Genomic DNA, 17,138 nt, shown 5'->3' on the forward strand with positions numbered 1-17,138 from the left:
ATTGAAAGCACTATTTCACCCTACCTATTTTCCAAATATTGCTACTGTAGCAGCAATGATAAAAAATGAGGTCGTTTGGGAAGTGAATGATAATTATCAAAAACAGACTTTTCGTAATCGTTGTAATATATGTAATGACCAAGGAAAACATCTTCTTACCATTCCTATAAAACACGTTGGAGGCAGTTCTGGTCGACAACGCTATAAAGATGTAAAAATTGATAATAGTTACAATTGGCAAAGACAGCATTGGAGAACTTTACAAACATCTTATAGAACTTCTGCCTATTTCGAGTTTTATGAAGACGAGCTAGAACCTTTATTTCATGAAGAATTTGATTCGTTGCTAGAATTTAATTTAAAAACTATTGCATTCATTACCGAAGCTTTAGGTATTGATTTAGCATACTTAAAAACGGAAAGTTTTAACCTAAATTTTAATGAAGGTTTAGATATGCGTTTTTTAGTTAATGCAAAAAAGGAATTTACTTTGAGCCAAGAGCCTTATTTTCAAGTTTTCGATGATCGCAATGGTTTTGTTCCAAATTCAAGCACGCTTGATTTATTATTTAATGAGGGTACTAATGCTCTCAATTATTTACAAAATCAGAACTTATCCTTTTTAGATGCTTAGGTTCTTGCTACATTATGGAACGCACTTTATTTTTCCTGTTTTAATTGGTCTTATTTTTTTCAAAAACAATCAAAAAAGAGTCATATTGATTCTATTAGCAGGAATTCTAATTGATGTTGATCATGTATTTGCAACTCCAATTTTTGACCCTCATAGATGTAGTATAAATTTTCACCCACTTCATAGTTATTGGGCCATAGGAATATATGCGATGGGCTTACTTTTTAAAAGGAGTCGTATTATAGCGATAGGATTATTAATTCATGTTCTAGCTGATCTAGTCGACTGTAGCCTTATCTGATTTCAACTTCAAAGTTGCCATAACCGGAAAATGATCTGAATACTCGACTTCATAATTAGTGTGAGAGGTGAACTCAAAACTATTATCAGCAAGTATATAATCTATACGCATTGGAAAACCTTTTAAACTAAAAGTTTTACCAAAACCATGACCAGTCTCTAAAAAAGAATCTTGAAAATCACCGATTACCTCTCTATATACACTCGAAAACTGGGTATTATTCAAATCACCGCAAAGTACGCTTTGATATTTATTAAGGTTAATATCATTACTAATCTGTAAAGACTGTTCTTGTTGTTTAATAAATGTTCTTGTAATTTTTCTTAGTGTTCTTCCAGAATTCTCGTTCTTAAGCACTTCAGAGTCAGGAACTATTCCAAATGATTCAAAATGAACATTATATACCGTTATGGTGTCTTGATTAATTAAGATGTTTGCCGCGATAGCACTATTTCCACTTTTTTTGAATTCAAAGACTTTTTCATTCAAAATAGGATGTTTTGAAAAAATAGCTTGAATGATTTTACCCTTTGGCTTTTCTTCATTAAAATCAACAAAACGATAAGGGTAATTCTTAAAGTTACCGTCATATTGTTTAATATGGTAGAATTCTTGAAAACAAATAATATCTGGGTCTAAATCATTTACAAACTTGATTATTTTTTTATCAATGTCTGGCTCTTTAATCGCTTCATTATTGTTAAAACTTCTGGTATTATAAGTGAGTATTTTAAGGTCCCCGATCGCACTCTCGTTATTCCCGAACAATTTAAAAAAGCTTCCAAAAACAAAATAACTTATTGTTAAAGTAATAAAAGACAAAAGAAATCTAGAGTTTTTTCTAATGACCCAATCAATCATAAATACGAGATTCACAAAAACTAGTATTGGCACCATCAAACTAAGTACACCAAAAATACCAGCATTGCCAATACCCATATAATAGATAATAATGGAGATTAATAATAGAAAGGCAAAAAATATATTAAGTAGGAGTCTATAAAACATTTAGGCTTTGTTATATCAGTCTTCTTTACCCGCTTTGAATAGAAAATCTTTTTCTGCTTGTGATAAACTTTCATAACCAGACTTACTGATTTTATCTAAGATAGCGTCTATCTTTCTTTGATGACTTTCTTTGTCGTAATCAACCTTGTTTTTTGTATTCTTGGTAGTATTTCTTTTATAAACCGTTTTCAATGGGGCCTTTTTAGTTTTAGATTTAAACAATTCCCCAATACTATCTAGTAATTTATTAAAACCTTCTCCGATATCGCGTCCTTTAAACAACTGCCTTGCATAAACGTAGCCCAAAAGTGCGCCACCTAAATGAGCAAACATTCCGCCTACGTTCTCACCAGAAGCCAAAGTGACAACATCTTTTAGAATAACAAAAGCTCCCAATTGCCATAGTTTGACATTGAAAAAAATAACCCGTATTTCCTGGTTTGGAATATAGGTGCAAATAAAAATTAATACTGCTGTAACACCGGCTGAAGCACCAATTAAAATAGCATTTGTAGCTGATAGTGTTGGAAAAACATTATAAGCTAACATAAAAAGCAGCCCCCCCACTATAACCCCTAAAAAATATACTGCAATGAATTTTTGTTTATCGAAGAGATTAAAAAAGATTCTACCAAAAAAATAAAGCAATAACATATTCCAAAAAATGTGACCAAAACCTCCATGAAAAAAGGAATAGGTAACTATCGACCAAGGTTGTGATACAAACGAACCTAAGGCCTCAGGCAACTCAAACCAGCTTATAATTTGCTCACTTGAAATACCGAAAAGTACAGGTAAAAGGTTTACCAACAAAAAGATAAACACATTTACAGCTATGAGCTTTTCTGCAAAATTTAGTCTACTAAATTGATATTGTAAGTTTCCACCAGCCATATTAATTCCAACGGTTTTTATTAAACTGATTTTTTTTCCAATACCACATCATAATAAAGCCAATTAGAGCCCCACCTATATGTGCAAAGTGTGCGATTCCTGTATTAGTTCCTGAAATACCAAAAAACACATCACCAAGAATTATTAAGGGAACAAAATATTTGGCTTTTATAGGAACTGGAAGAAAAATTAGCATTAATTCGGCGTTTGGATACATAAACGCAAAAGCAACCAATACACCATACACTGCTCCGGATGCACCAACTGCAGGTGTATTAAAGGCTGACAACATTCCTTCTACAACATTTTGACCAGCTAAACCATACCAGTCTGGACTATATTGACCATTCTTTAAAACCTTTAAAACTTGTGATTCATTTATACCACTATTAACAATTGCTTCCAAACCTTGGTTAAAGAAATAATAATTAGCGGCGGTATGTAATAGCGCGGCTCCTATTCCTGCAGAAAAATAAAAGAATAAAAACTTATTCCTACCCCATGCTTTTTCCAATGGTGAGCCAAAAGCCCACAGGGCATACATATTAAAAATTATATGCATCAAATTGCCATGCATGAACATATGAGAAATGACTTGCCACCACTGAAAATTTGAGTTCTCTATAAACCAGAGTGATAGCCATTGATACATTTGATCACCATACAACTGAGTTGCGATAAAAAAAAGTACATTGATTATCAATAAATGTTTTATAGCTTCTGTTATTCTTCCCATTTATATAAATTTCTTCTCAATTAAGTCTGTTTCAATAGTAGTATAAATAATTCGATTAAAAGGATCTAGCTTCGATTCTTCACACCCAAAAAGGTCATTTACCAAAGCTATTTGAGAGGTTGTATCTAAAGGTTGGCCACTCTTTAAAGCTAAAGTTCTACAAAGTATCTTAGCTATTAAAACTTCAGATGATAACACCTCTTCATCTGTAACTTCACTTTCATTGTTTATAAGCAATTCAGCGAATACTGTGCCAATTGAAGTTTCAGTCATAATAGTTGGTATACCTGACACAGTGACTTTCTGTTTTTTACCAAAATTCATGATAAAACCCAATACTGAGAGATGCTCATGAAATTGCTTAAGTTGTTGAATTTCTGGTCCTGTAAACTCCAGAGTTAACGGAAATAATAATTGTTGGCTAACACCTTGTTTTACTTCGTTATTAGCCAGAAATTTTTCATATAACACCCTCTGATGTGCACGGTTTTGATTTATGACCAACATTCCTGATTTTATTGTAGTCACAATAAACTTTCGACGTAATTGAAAAGCTATCTGATTGGTTTTTATATCTTCTTCTTGTCCTTCAAAAATATCAGGCACCTCAATTTGTGATTCAAATTGAACACTACTAAAAGAGTTGTCTTTATCGTCAAGGTCAGTATATAAATTTTCCCAACCTTCTATCGACTTCTTTTTAAAAGAGCTTGTTCTTACGGTGCTTGATTCCTTAGATTCAAACGGATTAAATCGAGCATCAACAGTTACTTTAGGAACAACTGCTTCTTTACCTTGGTACGAATATGGCGTTAATAAATTATTGTCATGCTCAAAATCTAAACTTGGCACCACATTAAACTGACCCAAACTATGTTTTATAGTTGACCTTAAAATTGCATATAAAGTATTTTCATCATCAAATTTAACTTCGGTTTTAGTTGGATGGATATTAATGTCAATTGCTTTAGGGTCAACGTTCAAGAACAAAAAATAACCAGGTTGCATTTCAGATTTAATTAAACCTTCAAAGGCTGCACCAATGGCATGATGTAAATACGGGCTCTTAATGAATCTGCCATTAGCAAAGAAAAATTGTTCTCCCCTACTCTTTCTAGCAAATTCAGGTTTGCATATAAAACCAGAAACTTTTACAACTTCAGTTTCTTCTTCAACCGGTACTAATCGTTCATTCATTTTTGCACCAAAAACATGGACAATTCGTTGTCGAAAGTTTTCTTTGGGTAAATTAAATAGTTCTGAACCATTGTTATAAAACTGAAAAGCAACATCAAAATGGACAAGTGCGACTCTTTGAAACTCATCTGTTATATGGCGGAGCTCCACTTGATTAGACTTTAAAAAATTTCTTCTAGCTGGAATATTAAAAAATAAATTTTTTACAGCAATTGAAGTACCTTTAGGCGTTGCCGCTACATCTTGAGCTGTTATTTTACTTCCTTCAATTTTTAAAAATGAACCTAATTCGGCATTCTCAGGTTTTGTTTGAACATCAACATGAGCTATTGCGGCAATGGAAGCTAATGCCTCGCCTCTAAAACCTTTTGTGTTTAAATTAAATAAGTCTTCGGCACATGAAATTTTTGAAGTAGCATGGCGTTCAAAAGAAAGACGAGCATCTGTCTCGCTCATTCCTATACCATTATCAACTACCTGAATTAATGCTTTACCCCCATCTTTAACGATAAGCTTGATATTGGTAGCCCCCGCATCAATTGCATTCTCTAATAATTCTTTAACTACAGATGCCGGTCTTTGTACTACCTCACCTGCTGCAATTTGATTGGCAACATGATCTGGCAAAAGTTTTATAATATCTGCCATTAAGCACTATAGAATATAGATAAATCGAAGTCAATAATAAACAAAAACAACAAAATTAAGACAGCTAAGATGATAATGAAACGCATCTTAATATTTCTATCTCCTTCTGTTTTTAAATCATCAAAAGCGGAAGAAAATTTATTTTTTAGGCCTCTATTTGTCGTTGCAGTACTTCGGAACTTATCAAGTTTATGTTCAATCTTGTATGGACTACCATCGCCTTTATAATATCGCGGCTTATACTCGAAAGTTCTATTTCCCCTTAGTTTTAAAAAGTTACGCATAGTGTCCAATACCTCTATTATCAAAGGTACTTAAAAACGAAAAATAGCGCATTGCCTAGGTCACAAAAATTGTTAAGGAAAAAAGGAGCTTAAATTTTAGAAAAAAGAAATCTTATTTTCCTAGAACAGCCATTTTAATTGCAGCTATTGCAGCCTCAGTACCTTTATTTCCATGTTTACCACCGCTTCGATCGATAGACTGTTGTAGATTATCATCTGTAAGAACACAGAATATAACTGGTACTTCATATTGTAGGTTCAAGTCTTTAATACCTTGGGCTGTCGCAGAACACACATAGTCAAAATGACTTGTTTCGCCTCGTATGACACTCCCGATTGCAATGACTGCATCTATTTCTTGAGAGGTTATAATCTTTTTACAGCCATGAATTAACTCAAAACTACCGGGAACGTTCCAACGAAGTATGTTGTGGGCTGATGCGCCACAATCGAGTAAGGCTTTTAATGCCCCCGAATAAAGTCCTTCGGTAATGGACTCATTCCATTCAGAAACAACAATCCCAAATCGAAGGTTTTTCGCGTTTGGGATTGTTGTCTTATCGTATGTAGATAAATTTTTATTCTCTGTAGCCATGATGCTACTTTTTTACTGAACCTATCAAAGCTTCAATATTTGTTGCTTCATTGGCAGAAGAAAAGTCTGCTTTAATTCGCTCAAAATATTGTAATGCCTTTTCCGTATACCCTAAATTCATCGCCGTGATGCCTGCTTTATATAAATATTTAGGTGTAGAATATGCATTCTCATTGTGGGCAATTGCTTTCTCATAATAGTCTAAAGCATCTTCAGCCTGACCTAATTGAGAAAATGAATCACCTATTGCTCCTTTTGCAAGAGCACCTAAAACAGCATCATCTGAAGAAAAATTCTCAAGATGCTCAATAGCCTCCTTATAATTTTGAGTATTCAAATAAGCCATACCAGCTGAATAGCTAGCTAAGTTTGCAGCTTTTGTTCCTTTATACTCACTAATAATATCTAAAAAGCCATATTTACCTTCTGAACCTAATAAAGCTAAATTCAACAATGAATCTTTATTAGCTTCATTGGTCATTGCTTGGTCAAAATTTTGTTGTGGGTAATACAATTCATTAGCCGCACTTTGTTCTTTAGGCTTTTGAATAAACTCGTTATATCCTAAATAGGCTAAAATACCAACAGCGACCAAAATAATAGCTCCAAGTATAAAATTTTGATTCTTTGAAACCCATGCTTCAGTTTTAGACGCGCTTTCATCTAGCGTGCTAAAAACTTCTGCTGTTGTACTATCCTGTACATCAAACTCATGCTCTTCAGCTTTATTTTTAGGTTTATAGCCTCGCTTCTTATATGTTGCCATTCTTAATTTTATTAATCGCGCAAAAATAAAGTTTTTATCCAAAACGGAAAGGTAAAATATTCGTTATTTTTGGAATCTTTCCTATTAAAATAACCATCGTCCGAAAGCAAAATATGTTTTTAAAACGCTTATCGTTAGTTAATTACAAGAATTTCTCTTCTCAAAATTTAGAATTCGACGCTACAATTAACTGTTTGGTGGGAGCTAATGGCATTGGAAAGACCAATATTTTAGATGCCATTTATCATCTTTCTTTCGGTAAAAGTTATTTTAATCCGGTGGCAACACAGAATATTAAGCATGGTACCGAATTCTTCATGATTGAAGGCGAGTTTGAAAAAGACAAAAGGTTAGAAAAGGTAGTTTGTAGTTTTAAACGCGGGCTAAAAAAAATCATTAAAAAAAATGGTAAAGCCTATGATAAATTCTCTGACCATATTGGCTTTTTACCACTTGTTTTAATTTCACCCGCCGATCGTGATTTAATAACAGAAGGCAGTGATACCAGAAGAAAATTTGTAGATGGTGTTATTTCACAGTCGGATAAGGACTATCTAAAAACCTTAATTAAATATAATAAGGTATTATTGCAACGTAATTCATTATTGAAATACTTTGCTTTGAATCGTACTTATGATCAAGATACTTTGAGCATATATGATGAACAATTACATACATATGGTACTATTATTTATAATAAAAGGCAGGCGTTTTTAGAAGCATTTATTCCAATATTTAAAGAGCAATATTTAAACATTTCTGGAAAAGATGAAGGTGTTTCATTGGAATACCAAAGCAAATTAAAAGAACAAGAGCTAAAAGTTCTGCTTAAAAATGCTGTTGAAAAAGATAGAGCTCTGCAATACACAAGTGTTGGTATTCATAAAGATGATTTAGACTTTGCAATTGATGGTCATCCCATCAAGAAATTTGGAAGCCAAGGACAACAAAAATCATTTTTAATAGCTTTAAAATTAGCTCAATTTCACTTTATCAAAGAACAAGCTAAGACTACCCCAATTTTACTATTGGATGATATCTTTGATAAGTTAGATGAAAGTAGAGTTTCTCAGATTGTCTCTTTAGTTGATAATGACTCTTTCGGGCAAATTTTTATAAGTGATACTCACCCTGATAGAACTGAAAATGTAGTTAAAAGTATACATCAGAGCTACAAAATTTTTAACTTGTAATATGTTGCGCTGCGGGTACATACTTATTTTGTTTTTTTTAGTGGGTTGCTCTAGTAAGGTATCCAAAAAAAATCTAGAATTCCTCAACGGGTATTGGGAAATAACTGCTGTTGAATTCTCAAATGGACAAAAGAAGACTTATAATGTCAACCCAAGCGTTGATTATATTAAGCTGGATAAATTGAAGGGATTTAAAAAGAAAGTGCAACCAAAATTTGATGGTTCTTACGTAATCTCAAATGATACAGAATTCTTTACCATTTTTGAAAAAGATGGGAGTTTAATTATTTCTTTTGAAAATGACTTAAGTTCTTGGGAGGAACAAATAATTACGCTAGAAGAAGACTTTTTTTCTATAGTTAATCAGGACAATATTACGTATTCTTACAAGCGTTATGAACCTATCAATATTCAGAATTAATGGCTAAGAGACAAAACTCACATCTAAATATGGGTGATGCCCTTAATGAGTTTATTAAAGAGAATAAACTTCAAAAAGGAATTGATAAAGTTGATGCAAAAGCAGCATGGGCCAGTTTAATGGGCAACGGGGTTAATAACTATACCGCTCAAGTTGAACTACGAAACGAAACTTTATTTGTATCGCTTACTTCTTCTGTTTTAAGACAAGAATTAAGTATGGGTAAAAGCAAAATAATTGCCATGCTCAATGAGGAACTCGGAAAAGACTTGGTTAAAAAATTAATATTGAGGTAATAAAAAACCCCAATTCGTTAAATTGAGGTTTTATCTTTTAAACTAATAAATATATTATTTAATTTCTTCCATGGCGTTTGAAATTAACGTTCTCAAATGTGTTTTATGAGCCCTAGAAGTTACGTTCCCACTTGAATTATTGGCCATTCTATTTATTGCTTTTAAATTATATAGTGCCATCGATTTTGCTGCATTAGTATAATTTGACTTCCCGACTAAAATATCTATCAATTTTTTGGTGTAAGCTAATTGTAGATTTTGTCTAAACGAATTTACTGAACCATAGATATCAGCCTCAAAAACCCCTTTATTTAAATCGGTCATAAATTCACCCAAATCATACGAATTGCCATATAATTCAGAATCTTGAATGCGTTGCATTGTATTTGGATGCAATATATGACGCATAATATTTGTTTGAAATCTTAATACCGTGGCATGGATTTTAGGATCTTCAGGACCACCAAAAAAGTTAAACCCCCTGCGCTGTCTTGCCAAATAATTATAGAGATCATTAGGTGTTTTAAAGGCTTCTTTTGAAAAGAAGCTTTTGTTAAGTGCTTCCATTGCCCTTTTTTGGTCTTTGTAAGCTACCGGTGTAAAGGGCATTGTGGAACCTTCTTGCCCTATAGTTGACCGATCTACATAAACTCCACCTATAAACCTTGATATCACATTACCAGCTTGGGCATATTGCCCCATTAGAATTGCATGTGCTATTCTTAAGTCATTATAACTACTTCCCTTATCAGCGTATTTATCTTTTATCTTCCCGAACATTCCATTCACCAAATCAATACGCTTTAAAGAATATGCAATCTGGTCATTTGATAAGTCACCCGTATTTACCCTAGGGTCAATACCTTTTCCTGGCGCACGCATATCATCTGCATCATTACCAAAAATTAGTTCCGGTTTTGTTGATTTGTTCAGCAAATTTTCCATTTCGTTGGCATCCTCAAACTCTTGATAGCCAAATTGAATGGCCCACTCATCGTACGGACCGATTGTAGTACTATAATATGGACCTTGATTTTCTGGGTCATTGGCAACATTAATTGCGGTATAGTCCATAACAGAACCTACAAGGGCCTTGCCTTTTAAGAATTCAGGATTATCCAGTTCTTCAGGACTAAATAATTGACTCGCCTTCATATTGTGATTAAGCCCTAAGGTATGTCCAACCTCATGCATAATGAGTTCTAGCATTGCTTCTTTACGGAGACCTTCCATCTCCAATGGGTTTGCATCTACCAATTCTAATACCGTTTGTCCGAACTGCGTATTGAATTGCATCATATGGCCATACGAACAATTAATTTGGTTATGTCCCTCATTATTCCAAATCTCCTTATCACTATCAGCCGCGGTAATGGCATCAAATAGTTTCTCAACACGAACTCTATTTGTATGGTAAACAAACTCTAACATGATATCAGCACCCAAGATTTGGCCTGTTTTAGGGTTTACAAAACTAGGTCCATACCCTCCAAAAGGTGGGTTTGGTGATGATGTCCATCGCAACACATTATAGCGAATATCGCCTGCATCCCAATCTGCATCGTCTGGTTGAACCTTAACAACCATAGCATTTTTATATCCAGCTTTTTCAAATGCTCTGTTCCATTCCAAAACACCCTGCTTAATAGTTTCCCTAAATTCAAGTGGGGTAGAGTTTTCAATCCACCAAGTAATAGGCTCTACAGGTTCCGAAATGGCCGCCTCAGGATTTTTTTTCACCAAGTTCCATCGGTGGATTTTATCCCTATAATTAGCAGCATTAACGGATGTCATATCGTTCTGTGAAGTAAAGAAATAACCCACTCGTGGGTCATCAAAACGAGATTTATATCCATTCTCAGGAAGATCAATAAAGCTGTGGTACATTTGTATAGCAACATTTCTTCCATCAGTTACGGCTTGGCTTCCACCGTTGAGAACTGAGCTTTTTGAATAGACGTAAGACACCGTAAGATTAGTGTTCTTAGGATAGTTTTTAATTGAATTAATTTTTGTTTTATCCTTATCAAGATTCCCCAAAGAAAAGTCTGTTGGTTTTCTGCCGGGGAAATTCGGTGGTTTGATTTGTGATAAGGTTTCTTTCAAGAACAAATTGCTAGCCTTTATCAAATAAAGCTCTTTTTCCGCATCATGTGCCTCAATCTTAAAACTTGCCAATGGCGCCTCACTTATATTAGCGTTACTTGATTTTGACAGAGCATTATCAGGATTAAAATAATAGGACAAATTCTCATAAACAAATTCTAATTTATCATAATATTTTTGAATGGTAAATATTCGTGAACCGCGATAAGCACCTCTAAAACTAAAGGCATCTGTCACTCCATTTGCCACTTGGGTGAAATAGATAAACTCTTTATTCAATTGGTCTTCTGAAACCAGCAATTGAATGGAACCGTTTACGGTGTCTCGATAAATAGTAAAAAGTCCCTCTAATTTCTCGCTTGATTTTACAAGTTCATCAATTGTTTTCTCTTTTGTCTTCTTTTTTGTGGTTTCTTCAACCAGTTCTTTCTTCTTTTTCTTTTTCTGTGCTGGCAAAGTATTTGTAGTGAAAAACAAAGCACCTAAAAAGAGCATTGCTAGCGGAAAAGATGTGGTTCTTAATTTCATTTTGGATTTTTAAATTTAAAATAGATGGTATTGAAAAAGGAACCACCATTTCATTTTAATGAAACACAAAATAGAGTAAACTGCTCAATTTATGCAATAATTATTTGTTAAATACATAAATACTGACCATAAAAAAACCACCCCAAAGAGGTGGTTTTTTTACATTATATATATTATTCTCTAGTAAACTTCTCTTCCTGAAAAATGAAATGCACCTTCAATAGCAGCATTTTCGTCACTATCAGAACCATGTACAGCGTTTTCACCAATACTTGTGGCAAAAAGTTTTCTAATTGTACCCTCAGCAGCCTCAGAAGGATTAGTAGCTCCAATCAATGCTCTGAAATCTTCAACGGCATTATCTTTCTCTAAAATTGCAGCAACAATTGGTCCTCTGGTCATAAATTGTACTAGCTCACCAAAAAATGGGCGCTCACTATGAACAGCATAAAAAGCTTCTGCATCTCGCTTGCTTAATTGCGTAAATTTCATAGCTACAATTTTAAAACCAGCAGCTGTTATTTTTTCCAAAATAGCACCGATGTGTCCGTTTTCAACAGCATCTGGCTTGATCATGGTAAACGTTCTATTTGTTGTCATTATCTAAAATTTTGCGCAAAAATAAGGTTTTTAAACAGCTTTACCATATTAAAACCTTTGTTTTAATTCTTGTAAAACTTCTCCATTATCACCCATAATTTTAAGCAATGCTGTACTACTTTCCACATTTATTTCAATAAGACCGTAACTAGGAACAAAGGTTACATCACCAACACGATAAGGGTTAGGTTCTCCACTAAAGCTGGAATACGAATGTGTTAAACCACTACTAGTAAAGTCTAACAAAGGATAAGACATACCTTCAACATCAGTTTTAGAAAATTCAGAGATATGACGGTCGCCTGACAGAATGATTACTCCTTTTGCTTTTGAAGTACTGATAATTTGTTTCATTTTATCAACTTCAGCCGGATGATTGGCCCACTTTTCAAAACCATGTTTATCTGATAAAAACTGAATACTACTTATAATTAAATTAAAATCTGCTTTTGAATTATTTAATTCATCTTGAAGCCATGTCCATTGTTGCACACCTAGAATAGTACCTTCTCCATAATCGTTAGCTCTGTATCTTCTTCCTTCTGCCTTATCATCTGTGAGGTTTGTTCTAAAAAACCTTGTATCTAAGTTGATAATCTTTACTGAGCCATTTGGTTTTGAAATCAATTGAGATGAATAAACGCCATCTCGTTCTCTTCTTGCATCCCTTTCAGGCACATCCATGAAATCTAAAAATGCTTGTTGACTTCCTTTCTTAGCTGAAAATTCTACCCCACCATCATTAAGTCCATAATCATGGTCATCCCAAGTACCTGTAATAAAAGTTTCTTTTTTTAGTAACGAATAGCCAGGTACCGCATCTTGCATATCATAGAACTCCCTAAGTTTTGTAATATCGTCAGTATCTGCATAAATGATATCGCCTCCCCAAATAAACACGTCTGGGTTTTGTCCTAAAATATCGTCCCAAAAAATATTTTCAACATTGTGTTTATTACAAGAACCAAAGGTTATGACAAAATCTGTTGTGGTAGCTGAGTTGTTATTTAATCTTTTTTCTGTTGTAGATGTCTTTGTCTTACATCCAATTAATAAAAACAAAAGAACTATGACAAAAAAAATATTACGCATGTTATTAATTTTTTAACAACGTAAAAATAGCGCTTCTTGAATTAGCACTGTGTTATATTATTGTATCTTTGAACGCATGAATTCAGCTGACATCGCTACTATAAAGTCGCTACTTGCAACTCCTCAAAACATTGTTATTATACCACATAAAAATCCTGACGGTGATGCTATTGGCTCGTGTTTAGGGCTGTCAAAATTTCTTGATTGTTTAGGCCAAAATTCTACTGTGGTAGCTCCAAATGACTATCCAAAATTTTTAAAATGGATTCCTGGTAATGAAGAAATTCTAAATTTCGAACGAGAAAATTCACAATCTAAAAGACTTATTGAAGAAGCTACGCTAATTTTTACTTTAGATTTTAATCACTTGTCAAGAACTGGACAAATGGAATCTTACTTAGAGGCTGCTAGTGCGGATTTTATAATGATAGATCATCACCAACAACCAAGTGATTATGCTAGAGTAACGTATTCTGATGTTAGCATGAGTTCAACCTGTGAAATGGTGTATAACTTCATTGATTCTTTAGATGGTGTTAGCAAAATATCTAAAGACATTGCCACGTGTCTTTATGTTGGTATCATGACAGATACAGGTTCTTTTAAATACGCTTCGACCACTAGTCAAACACATAGAGTAGTTGCTCAACTTATAGACAAGGGTGCCGAAAACATGCAAATTCATCAGCAGGTTTTTGACAACAATTCGCCTGCTAGATTGCACTTATTGGGGGTCGCGCTAAATAATTTAGTGATTTTAGAAAAGTATAAAACTGCCTATATCACTATGTCTCAAGACGAACTTGACAAACATAATTACAGTAAAGGTGATACAGAAGGCTTTGTAAATTATGGATTAACCTTAGATGGAATTATTTTTGCTGTAATCTTTATAGAAAATAAAGAAGAAGGCATTATAAAAATTTCCTTCAGATCAATAGGTGATTTTTCGGCTAACGAATTTGCTAGAGAACATTTTAATGGCGGAGGGCATACCAATGCTGCCGGGGGTCGAAGTGATTTTAATATGGAAGAAACCACAGAAAGATTTATTGAACTTTTGAAAAATTATCAAAAACAACTCAATTCATGATTCGAACCTTATTACTTCTAAGTATAGTTCTATTTTGGGGATGCGGTGAAACGGAACCTAGAAAGCCGATTCAAGTAAAATCAGGTAGTTTTTATGAGAATTCAATCGAACGTAGTAAAAAGCTACTTCAACAAGAAGAACAACTAATACTAGCCTTTATACAGAGAGATTCAATGAATTCTTACTCTATTAGTAATAATGGGTTCTGGTATAAATATGAAACTAAAAATGAAACTTCAGATTACGAACTAAAAACCGATGATGAAGTATTACTGACCTACACATTGATGAGTTTCAATAACGATACACTTTATTCTAGCGATAACATTGGTATTGTGCAACATGCCATTGATAAGTCACAATTATTTCCTGGTTTGAGAAATGCTGTTAAGCTTTTAAAGGAAGGTGAAAAAGCTACATTTCTTTTTCCATCTTCTCAGGCATATGGTTATAAAGGTGATGATAATAAAATAGGTCCAAAGACACCTATCATATCAAGTCTTGAATTATTAAAAATTCTCAATAAAAAAGATAGTTTAAATTAAATGTAAGCATACCATGAAAAGATTTTTTATTTATTCCACTATTTTATGTTTGATTTTTTCAAGCTGTAAATCAAGTAAATATGCTGATTTAGGTGATGGGATTTACGCAGATATTCAAACTAATAAAGGTGATATAGTGGTGCAGTTGTACCATGACGCCACACCAGTTACTGTTGCCAATTTTGTTTCCTTAGCAGAAGGCAATAGTCCTTTTGTAAGCGAACAGTTTAAAGAAAAACCTTTCTATGACGGACTCACTTTTCATAGAGTTATGAAAGATTTCATGATTCAGGGTGGTGATTATTTAGGCAATGGCACGGGGAATCCAGGTTATAAATTTAAGGATGAAATAGTAGATTCTTTAAAACACACAGGGAAAGGTTTATTATCAATGGCGAACGGTGGTCCAAAGACCAACGGAAGCCAATTCTTTATAACTCATAAAGAAACACCTTGGCTAGATGGTATTCATACCATTTTTGGAAAAGTAGTTGCTGGTATTGACGTAGTTGATACTATTGCTAATGTGAAGGTGTTAGCTCAAAACAAACCTGAAGTTCAAGTAACCATGAATAAGGTTGAAATTATTAGAAATGGCAAGGAGGCTAAAAAGTTCGATGCTATTCAAATAATGACCGATTATTTTGCTGAAGAAGAGAAAGTTATTGCAGAAATGGCAAAAATGAAAGCTGATTTTGTCACTGAACTAAGAGAACAACAAGCAAATGCTGTAGGAACTACGAGTGGACTTAAAATATTTTCATTAAAAAAGGGAGAAGGAGAGCAACCCAAAATTGGTCAAAAAGTTGCTTTAAATTATGCAGGTTGGTTACTAGCAGATGCAACTTTATTCGATACCAGTTTAGCTGAAGTAGCAGAAAAATTTGGCAACTTAGCTCAAATCAAACAAATGCATAGAGGTCAATTTAGTCCAATGATAAGTGAATATAGCGCTGAAGCTCCATTAGCAGCCGGTTTTAAAGAAGGAATGTTGACTATGAAGGTTGGAGATAAAGTAAGGTTATTTATTCCTCCACATTTAGGTTATGGAGATAATGACTATGGGCCAATTCCTGGAGGTTCTACCTTGGTTTTTGATTTAGAAATGGTAGGAATTCAATAAAATAACGCTTACTATGCTACAACGGCCCAATGTGTTATTTGCTATTTTACTGACCATTTTGGTGAGTTGTACTTCCTCAAGTGAGAATAAAAACCCTATAACCGTTAATGACTCTTCAGAAACCGAAGAGTTAAGGGATACCGAGACAAGCTTGACTTCTGCTGTAGAAACGCATGGGCAATTAAAAGTAAGTGGAAATAAAATACTAGACCAAAATGACATCCCCGTTCAACTTCGTGGGATGTCATTATTTTGGAGTCAGTGGATTGGTAAATATTATAATGCCGAAGCTATTAATTGGTTAACGGATGATTGGCAATGTAATATTGTGAGGGCAGCAATGGCTGTTGATGAAGGCTTAGGCTATATTACTAATCCAGAGATTGAAAAGCAAAAAGTTTTTGATGTAATTGATGCTGCTATAGAAAATGATATTTATGTCATAGTCGATTGGCATAGTCATCATGCTGAAAACTATCTTGAGCAGGCCAAAGAATTTTTTACTGAAGTAGCCAAAAAGTACGGAGACCAACCCAACATCATCTATGAAATTTATAACGAACCATTAGATGTTAGTTGGAACGAGGTTTTAAAACCATATCACACCGAAGTGATTCAATCCATAAGAATGCACGACCCCGATAACATTATTGTTTGTGGTACTAGAAATTGGTCTCAGCGCGTAGATGAGGTTATTGGAAATGAAATAGAAGCTAGCAATATTGCCTATACCTTACACTACTATGCAGCAACACATAAATCGGAACTACGTGAAATAGCGCAGCAAGCAATTAATAGCGGTCTTGCACTATTTGTTACAGAATACGGGGTAAGTGAAGCATCAGGAGATGGTTCAATTGACCAGACCGAAGCTAATAGATGGTGGCAATTTTTAGACGATAATAAAATATCATGGTGCAATTGGTCAATTGCCGACAAACAAGAACTTTCAGCAGCGTTAAAACCTAATGCAGCGGCAAACGGTAATTGGACTATGGAAGAACTCACTATTTCTGGTGCAATGGTTCGAGAAGAAATAAAAAGTAAAAATCCTGAGTATAACTAAAATTTAAGGGCA

General features: G+C 34.0%; 19 protein-coding genes. 9 read left to right on the forward strand and 10 right to left on the reverse strand.

Annotation, left to right across the window (positions count from 1 at the left end; translation table 11 throughout):
• Window position 1 precedes the first annotated feature (1 nt).
• Together RM520_RS13895 and RM520_RS13900 are read left to right on the forward strand one after the other, a co-directional pair.
• Entirely contained in the window at window positions 2-634 is a 633-nt protein-coding gene (locus tag RM520_RS13895; protein WP_311386164.1) for a WbqC family protein, read from the forward strand.
• Window positions 627-935 (forward strand): DUF6122 family protein, encoded by a 309-nt coding sequence (locus tag RM520_RS13900; RefSeq protein WP_311386165.1) that lies wholly within the window; start codon window positions 627-629, stop codon window positions 933-935. The genes RM520_RS13895 and RM520_RS13900 overlap by 8 nt, the downstream gene beginning before the upstream one ends.
• Here the strand turns inward: RM520_RS13900 and RM520_RS13905 are convergent.
• The 7 genes from RM520_RS13905 to RM520_RS13935 all read right to left on the reverse strand — a co-directional run bounded on the left by RM520_RS13905 (window position 912) and on the right by RM520_RS13935 (window position 7,063).
• A complete protein-coding gene (locus RM520_RS13905) occupies window positions 912-1,943 on the reverse strand; it encodes an endonuclease/exonuclease/phosphatase family protein (protein WP_311388407.1) in 1,032 nt (343 codons plus the stop codon). The genes RM520_RS13900 and RM520_RS13905 overlap by 24 nt on opposite strands.
• A gap of 15 nt (window positions 1,944-1,958) precedes the next feature.
• Window positions 1,959-2,837, reverse strand: a complete 879-nt coding sequence (locus RM520_RS13910) for a rhomboid family intramembrane serine protease (protein ID WP_311386167.1) — start codon at window positions 2,835-2,837, stop codon at window positions 1,959-1,961.
• A 1-nt stretch (window position 2,838) separates the two neighbouring features.
• Window positions 2,839-3,573, reverse strand: a complete 735-nt coding sequence (locus RM520_RS13915; protein WP_311386168.1) for a rhomboid family intramembrane serine protease — start codon at window positions 3,571-3,573, stop codon at window positions 2,839-2,841.
• The gene (gene mutL, locus RM520_RS13920) at window positions 3,574-5,418 is read right to left on the reverse strand and encodes a DNA mismatch repair endonuclease MutL (protein ID WP_311388408.1); all 1,845 of its coding nucleotides are present in this window, start codon (window positions 5,416-5,418) and stop codon (window positions 3,574-3,576) included.
• Window positions 5,418-5,702: a riboflavin synthase subunit beta gene (locus tag RM520_RS13925; protein ID WP_311386170.1), complete on the reverse strand. Its 285-nt coding sequence runs from the start codon at window positions 5,700-5,702 to the stop codon at window positions 5,418-5,420. The genes mutL and RM520_RS13925 overlap by 1 nt, the downstream gene beginning before the upstream one ends.
• Before the next feature lie 112 nt (window positions 5,703-5,814).
• Window positions 5,815-6,297, reverse strand: a complete 483-nt coding sequence (ribH, locus tag RM520_RS13930) for a 6,7-dimethyl-8-ribityllumazine synthase (protein ID WP_311386171.1) — start codon at window positions 6,295-6,297, stop codon at window positions 5,815-5,817.
• A 4-nt stretch (window positions 6,298-6,301) separates the two neighbouring features.
• On the reverse strand, window positions 6,302-7,063 hold the full coding sequence (locus RM520_RS13935; RefSeq protein WP_311386172.1) for a tetratricopeptide repeat protein: 762 nt from the start codon (window positions 7,061-7,063) through the stop codon (window positions 6,302-6,304).
• A gap of 113 nt (window positions 7,064-7,176) precedes the next feature.
• Between RM520_RS13935 and recF the strand changes: the two genes are divergently transcribed.
• The 3 genes from recF to RM520_RS13950 all read left to right on the forward strand — a co-directional run bounded on the left by recF (window position 7,177) and on the right by RM520_RS13950 (window position 8,973).
• Entirely contained in the window at window positions 7,177-8,256 is a 1,080-nt protein-coding gene (gene recF, locus RM520_RS13940) for a DNA replication/repair protein RecF (protein WP_311386173.1), read from the forward strand.
• 181 nt (window positions 8,257-8,437) lie between these two features.
• On the forward strand, window positions 8,438-8,677 hold the full coding sequence (locus RM520_RS13945) for a hypothetical protein (protein ID WP_311388409.1): 240 nt from the start codon (window positions 8,438-8,440) through the stop codon (window positions 8,675-8,677).
• Window positions 8,677-8,973, forward strand: a complete 297-nt coding sequence (locus tag RM520_RS13950; RefSeq protein WP_311386175.1) for a DciA family protein — start codon at window positions 8,677-8,679, stop codon at window positions 8,971-8,973. Before RM520_RS13945 ends, RM520_RS13950 begins: the two co-directional genes overlap by 1 nt.
• A gap of 54 nt (window positions 8,974-9,027) precedes the next feature.
• Here RM520_RS13950 and RM520_RS13955 read toward each other — a convergent pair whose 3' ends face one another.
• The 3 genes from RM520_RS13955 to RM520_RS13965 all read right to left on the reverse strand — a co-directional run bounded on the left by RM520_RS13955 (window position 9,028) and on the right by RM520_RS13965 (window position 13,299).
• Window positions 9,028-11,607 carry a zinc-dependent metalloprotease gene (locus tag RM520_RS13955; protein ID WP_311388410.1) on the reverse strand — a complete coding sequence of 860 codons (2,580 nt, stop codon included), beginning with the start codon at window positions 11,605-11,607 and terminating at the stop codon, window positions 9,028-9,030.
• 180 nt (window positions 11,608-11,787) lie between these two features.
• Window positions 11,788-12,207 carry a nucleoside-diphosphate kinase gene (locus RM520_RS13960; RefSeq protein ID WP_311386177.1) on the reverse strand — a complete coding sequence of 140 codons (420 nt, stop codon included), beginning with the start codon at window positions 12,205-12,207 and terminating at the stop codon, window positions 11,788-11,790.
• A 48-nt stretch (window positions 12,208-12,255) separates the two neighbouring features.
• Window positions 12,256-13,299, reverse strand: a complete 1,044-nt coding sequence (locus RM520_RS13965) for an alkaline phosphatase D family protein (protein WP_311386178.1) — start codon at window positions 13,297-13,299, stop codon at window positions 12,256-12,258.
• 76 nt (window positions 13,300-13,375) lie between these two features.
• On the opposite strand from RM520_RS13965, the gene RM520_RS13970 reads away from it, so the two are divergent.
• The 4 genes from RM520_RS13970 to RM520_RS13985 are packed head-to-tail and all read left to right on the forward strand — an operon-like array spanning window position 13,376 to window position 17,126.
• On the forward strand, window positions 13,376-14,392 hold the full coding sequence (locus RM520_RS13970; RefSeq protein WP_311388411.1) for a DHH family phosphoesterase: 1,017 nt from the start codon (window positions 13,376-13,378) through the stop codon (window positions 14,390-14,392).
• Window positions 14,389-14,937 (forward strand): gliding motility-associated peptidyl-prolyl isomerase GldI, encoded by a 549-nt coding sequence (gene gldI / locus RM520_RS13975; RefSeq protein ID WP_311388412.1) that lies wholly within the window; start codon window positions 14,389-14,391, stop codon window positions 14,935-14,937. The genes RM520_RS13970 and gldI overlap by 4 nt, the downstream gene beginning before the upstream one ends.
• A gap of 13 nt (window positions 14,938-14,950) precedes the next feature.
• Window positions 14,951-16,060, forward strand: a complete 1,110-nt coding sequence (locus tag RM520_RS13980) for a peptidylprolyl isomerase (protein WP_311386181.1) — start codon at window positions 14,951-14,953, stop codon at window positions 16,058-16,060.
• Window positions 16,061-16,073: 13 nt separating this feature from the next.
• Window positions 16,074-17,126 (forward strand): glycoside hydrolase family 5 protein, encoded by a 1,053-nt coding sequence (locus tag RM520_RS13985; protein WP_311388413.1) that lies wholly within the window; start codon window positions 16,074-16,076, stop codon window positions 17,124-17,126.
• Window positions 17,127-17,138 lie beyond the last annotated feature (12 nt).

The sequence above is a fragment of the Croceitalea vernalis genome, from assembly GCF_031846405.1.
Taxonomy (GTDB): domain Bacteria; phylum Bacteroidota; class Bacteroidia; order Flavobacteriales; family Flavobacteriaceae; genus Croceitalea; species Croceitalea vernalis.

Excerpts from the sequence above, each read along its gene's own strand:
- RM520_RS13950 (WP_311386175.1), top strand. The coding sequence starts at position 8,677 with ATGGCTAAGAGACAAAACTCACATCTAAATATGGGTGATGCCCTTAAT.
- RM520_RS13935 (WP_311386172.1), bottom strand. The coding sequence starts at position 7,063 with ATGGCAACATATAAGAAGCGAGGCTATAAACCTAAAAATAAAGCTGAA.
- RM520_RS13925 (WP_311386170.1), bottom strand. The coding sequence starts at position 5,702 with ATGCGTAACTTTTTAAAACTAAGGGGAAATAGAACTTTCGAGTATAAG.
- RM520_RS13900 (WP_311386165.1), top strand. The coding sequence starts at position 627 with ATGCTTAGGTTCTTGCTACATTATGGAACGCACTTTATTTTTCCTGTT.
- mutL (WP_311388408.1), bottom strand. The coding sequence starts at position 5,418 with ATGGCAGATATTATAAAACTTTTGCCAGATCATGTTGCCAATCAAATT.
- RM520_RS13910 (WP_311386167.1), bottom strand. The coding sequence starts at position 2,837 with ATGGCTGGTGGAAACTTACAATATCAATTTAGTAGACTAAATTTTGCA.
- RM520_RS13915 (WP_311386168.1), bottom strand. The coding sequence starts at position 3,573 with ATGGGAAGAATAACAGAAGCTATAAAACATTTATTGATAATCAATGTA.
- ribH (WP_311386171.1), bottom strand. The coding sequence starts at position 6,297 with ATGGCTACAGAGAATAAAAATTTATCTACATACGATAAGACAACAATC.
- RM520_RS13985 (WP_311388413.1), top strand. The coding sequence starts at position 16,074 with ATGCTACAACGGCCCAATGTGTTATTTGCTATTTTACTGACCATTTTG.
- RM520_RS13965 (WP_311386178.1), bottom strand. The coding sequence starts at position 13,299 with ATGCGTAATATTTTTTTTGTCATAGTTCTTTTGTTTTTATTAATTGGA.
- gldI (WP_311388412.1), top strand. The coding sequence starts at position 14,389 with ATGATTCGAACCTTATTACTTCTAAGTATAGTTCTATTTTGGGGATGC.
- RM520_RS13960 (WP_311386177.1), bottom strand. The coding sequence starts at position 12,207 with ATGACAACAAATAGAACGTTTACCATGATCAAGCCAGATGCTGTTGAA.
- RM520_RS13905 (WP_311388407.1), bottom strand. The coding sequence starts at position 1,943 with ATGTTTTATAGACTCCTACTTAATATATTTTTTGCCTTTCTATTATTA.
- RM520_RS13970 (WP_311388411.1), top strand. The coding sequence starts at position 13,376 with ATGAATTCAGCTGACATCGCTACTATAAAGTCGCTACTTGCAACTCCT.
- RM520_RS13955 (WP_311388410.1), bottom strand. The coding sequence starts at position 11,607 with ATGAAATTAAGAACCACATCTTTTCCGCTAGCAATGCTCTTTTTAGGT.
- recF (WP_311386173.1), top strand. The coding sequence starts at position 7,177 with ATGTTTTTAAAACGCTTATCGTTAGTTAATTACAAGAATTTCTCTTCT.
- RM520_RS13980 (WP_311386181.1), top strand. The coding sequence starts at position 14,951 with ATGAAAAGATTTTTTATTTATTCCACTATTTTATGTTTGATTTTTTCA.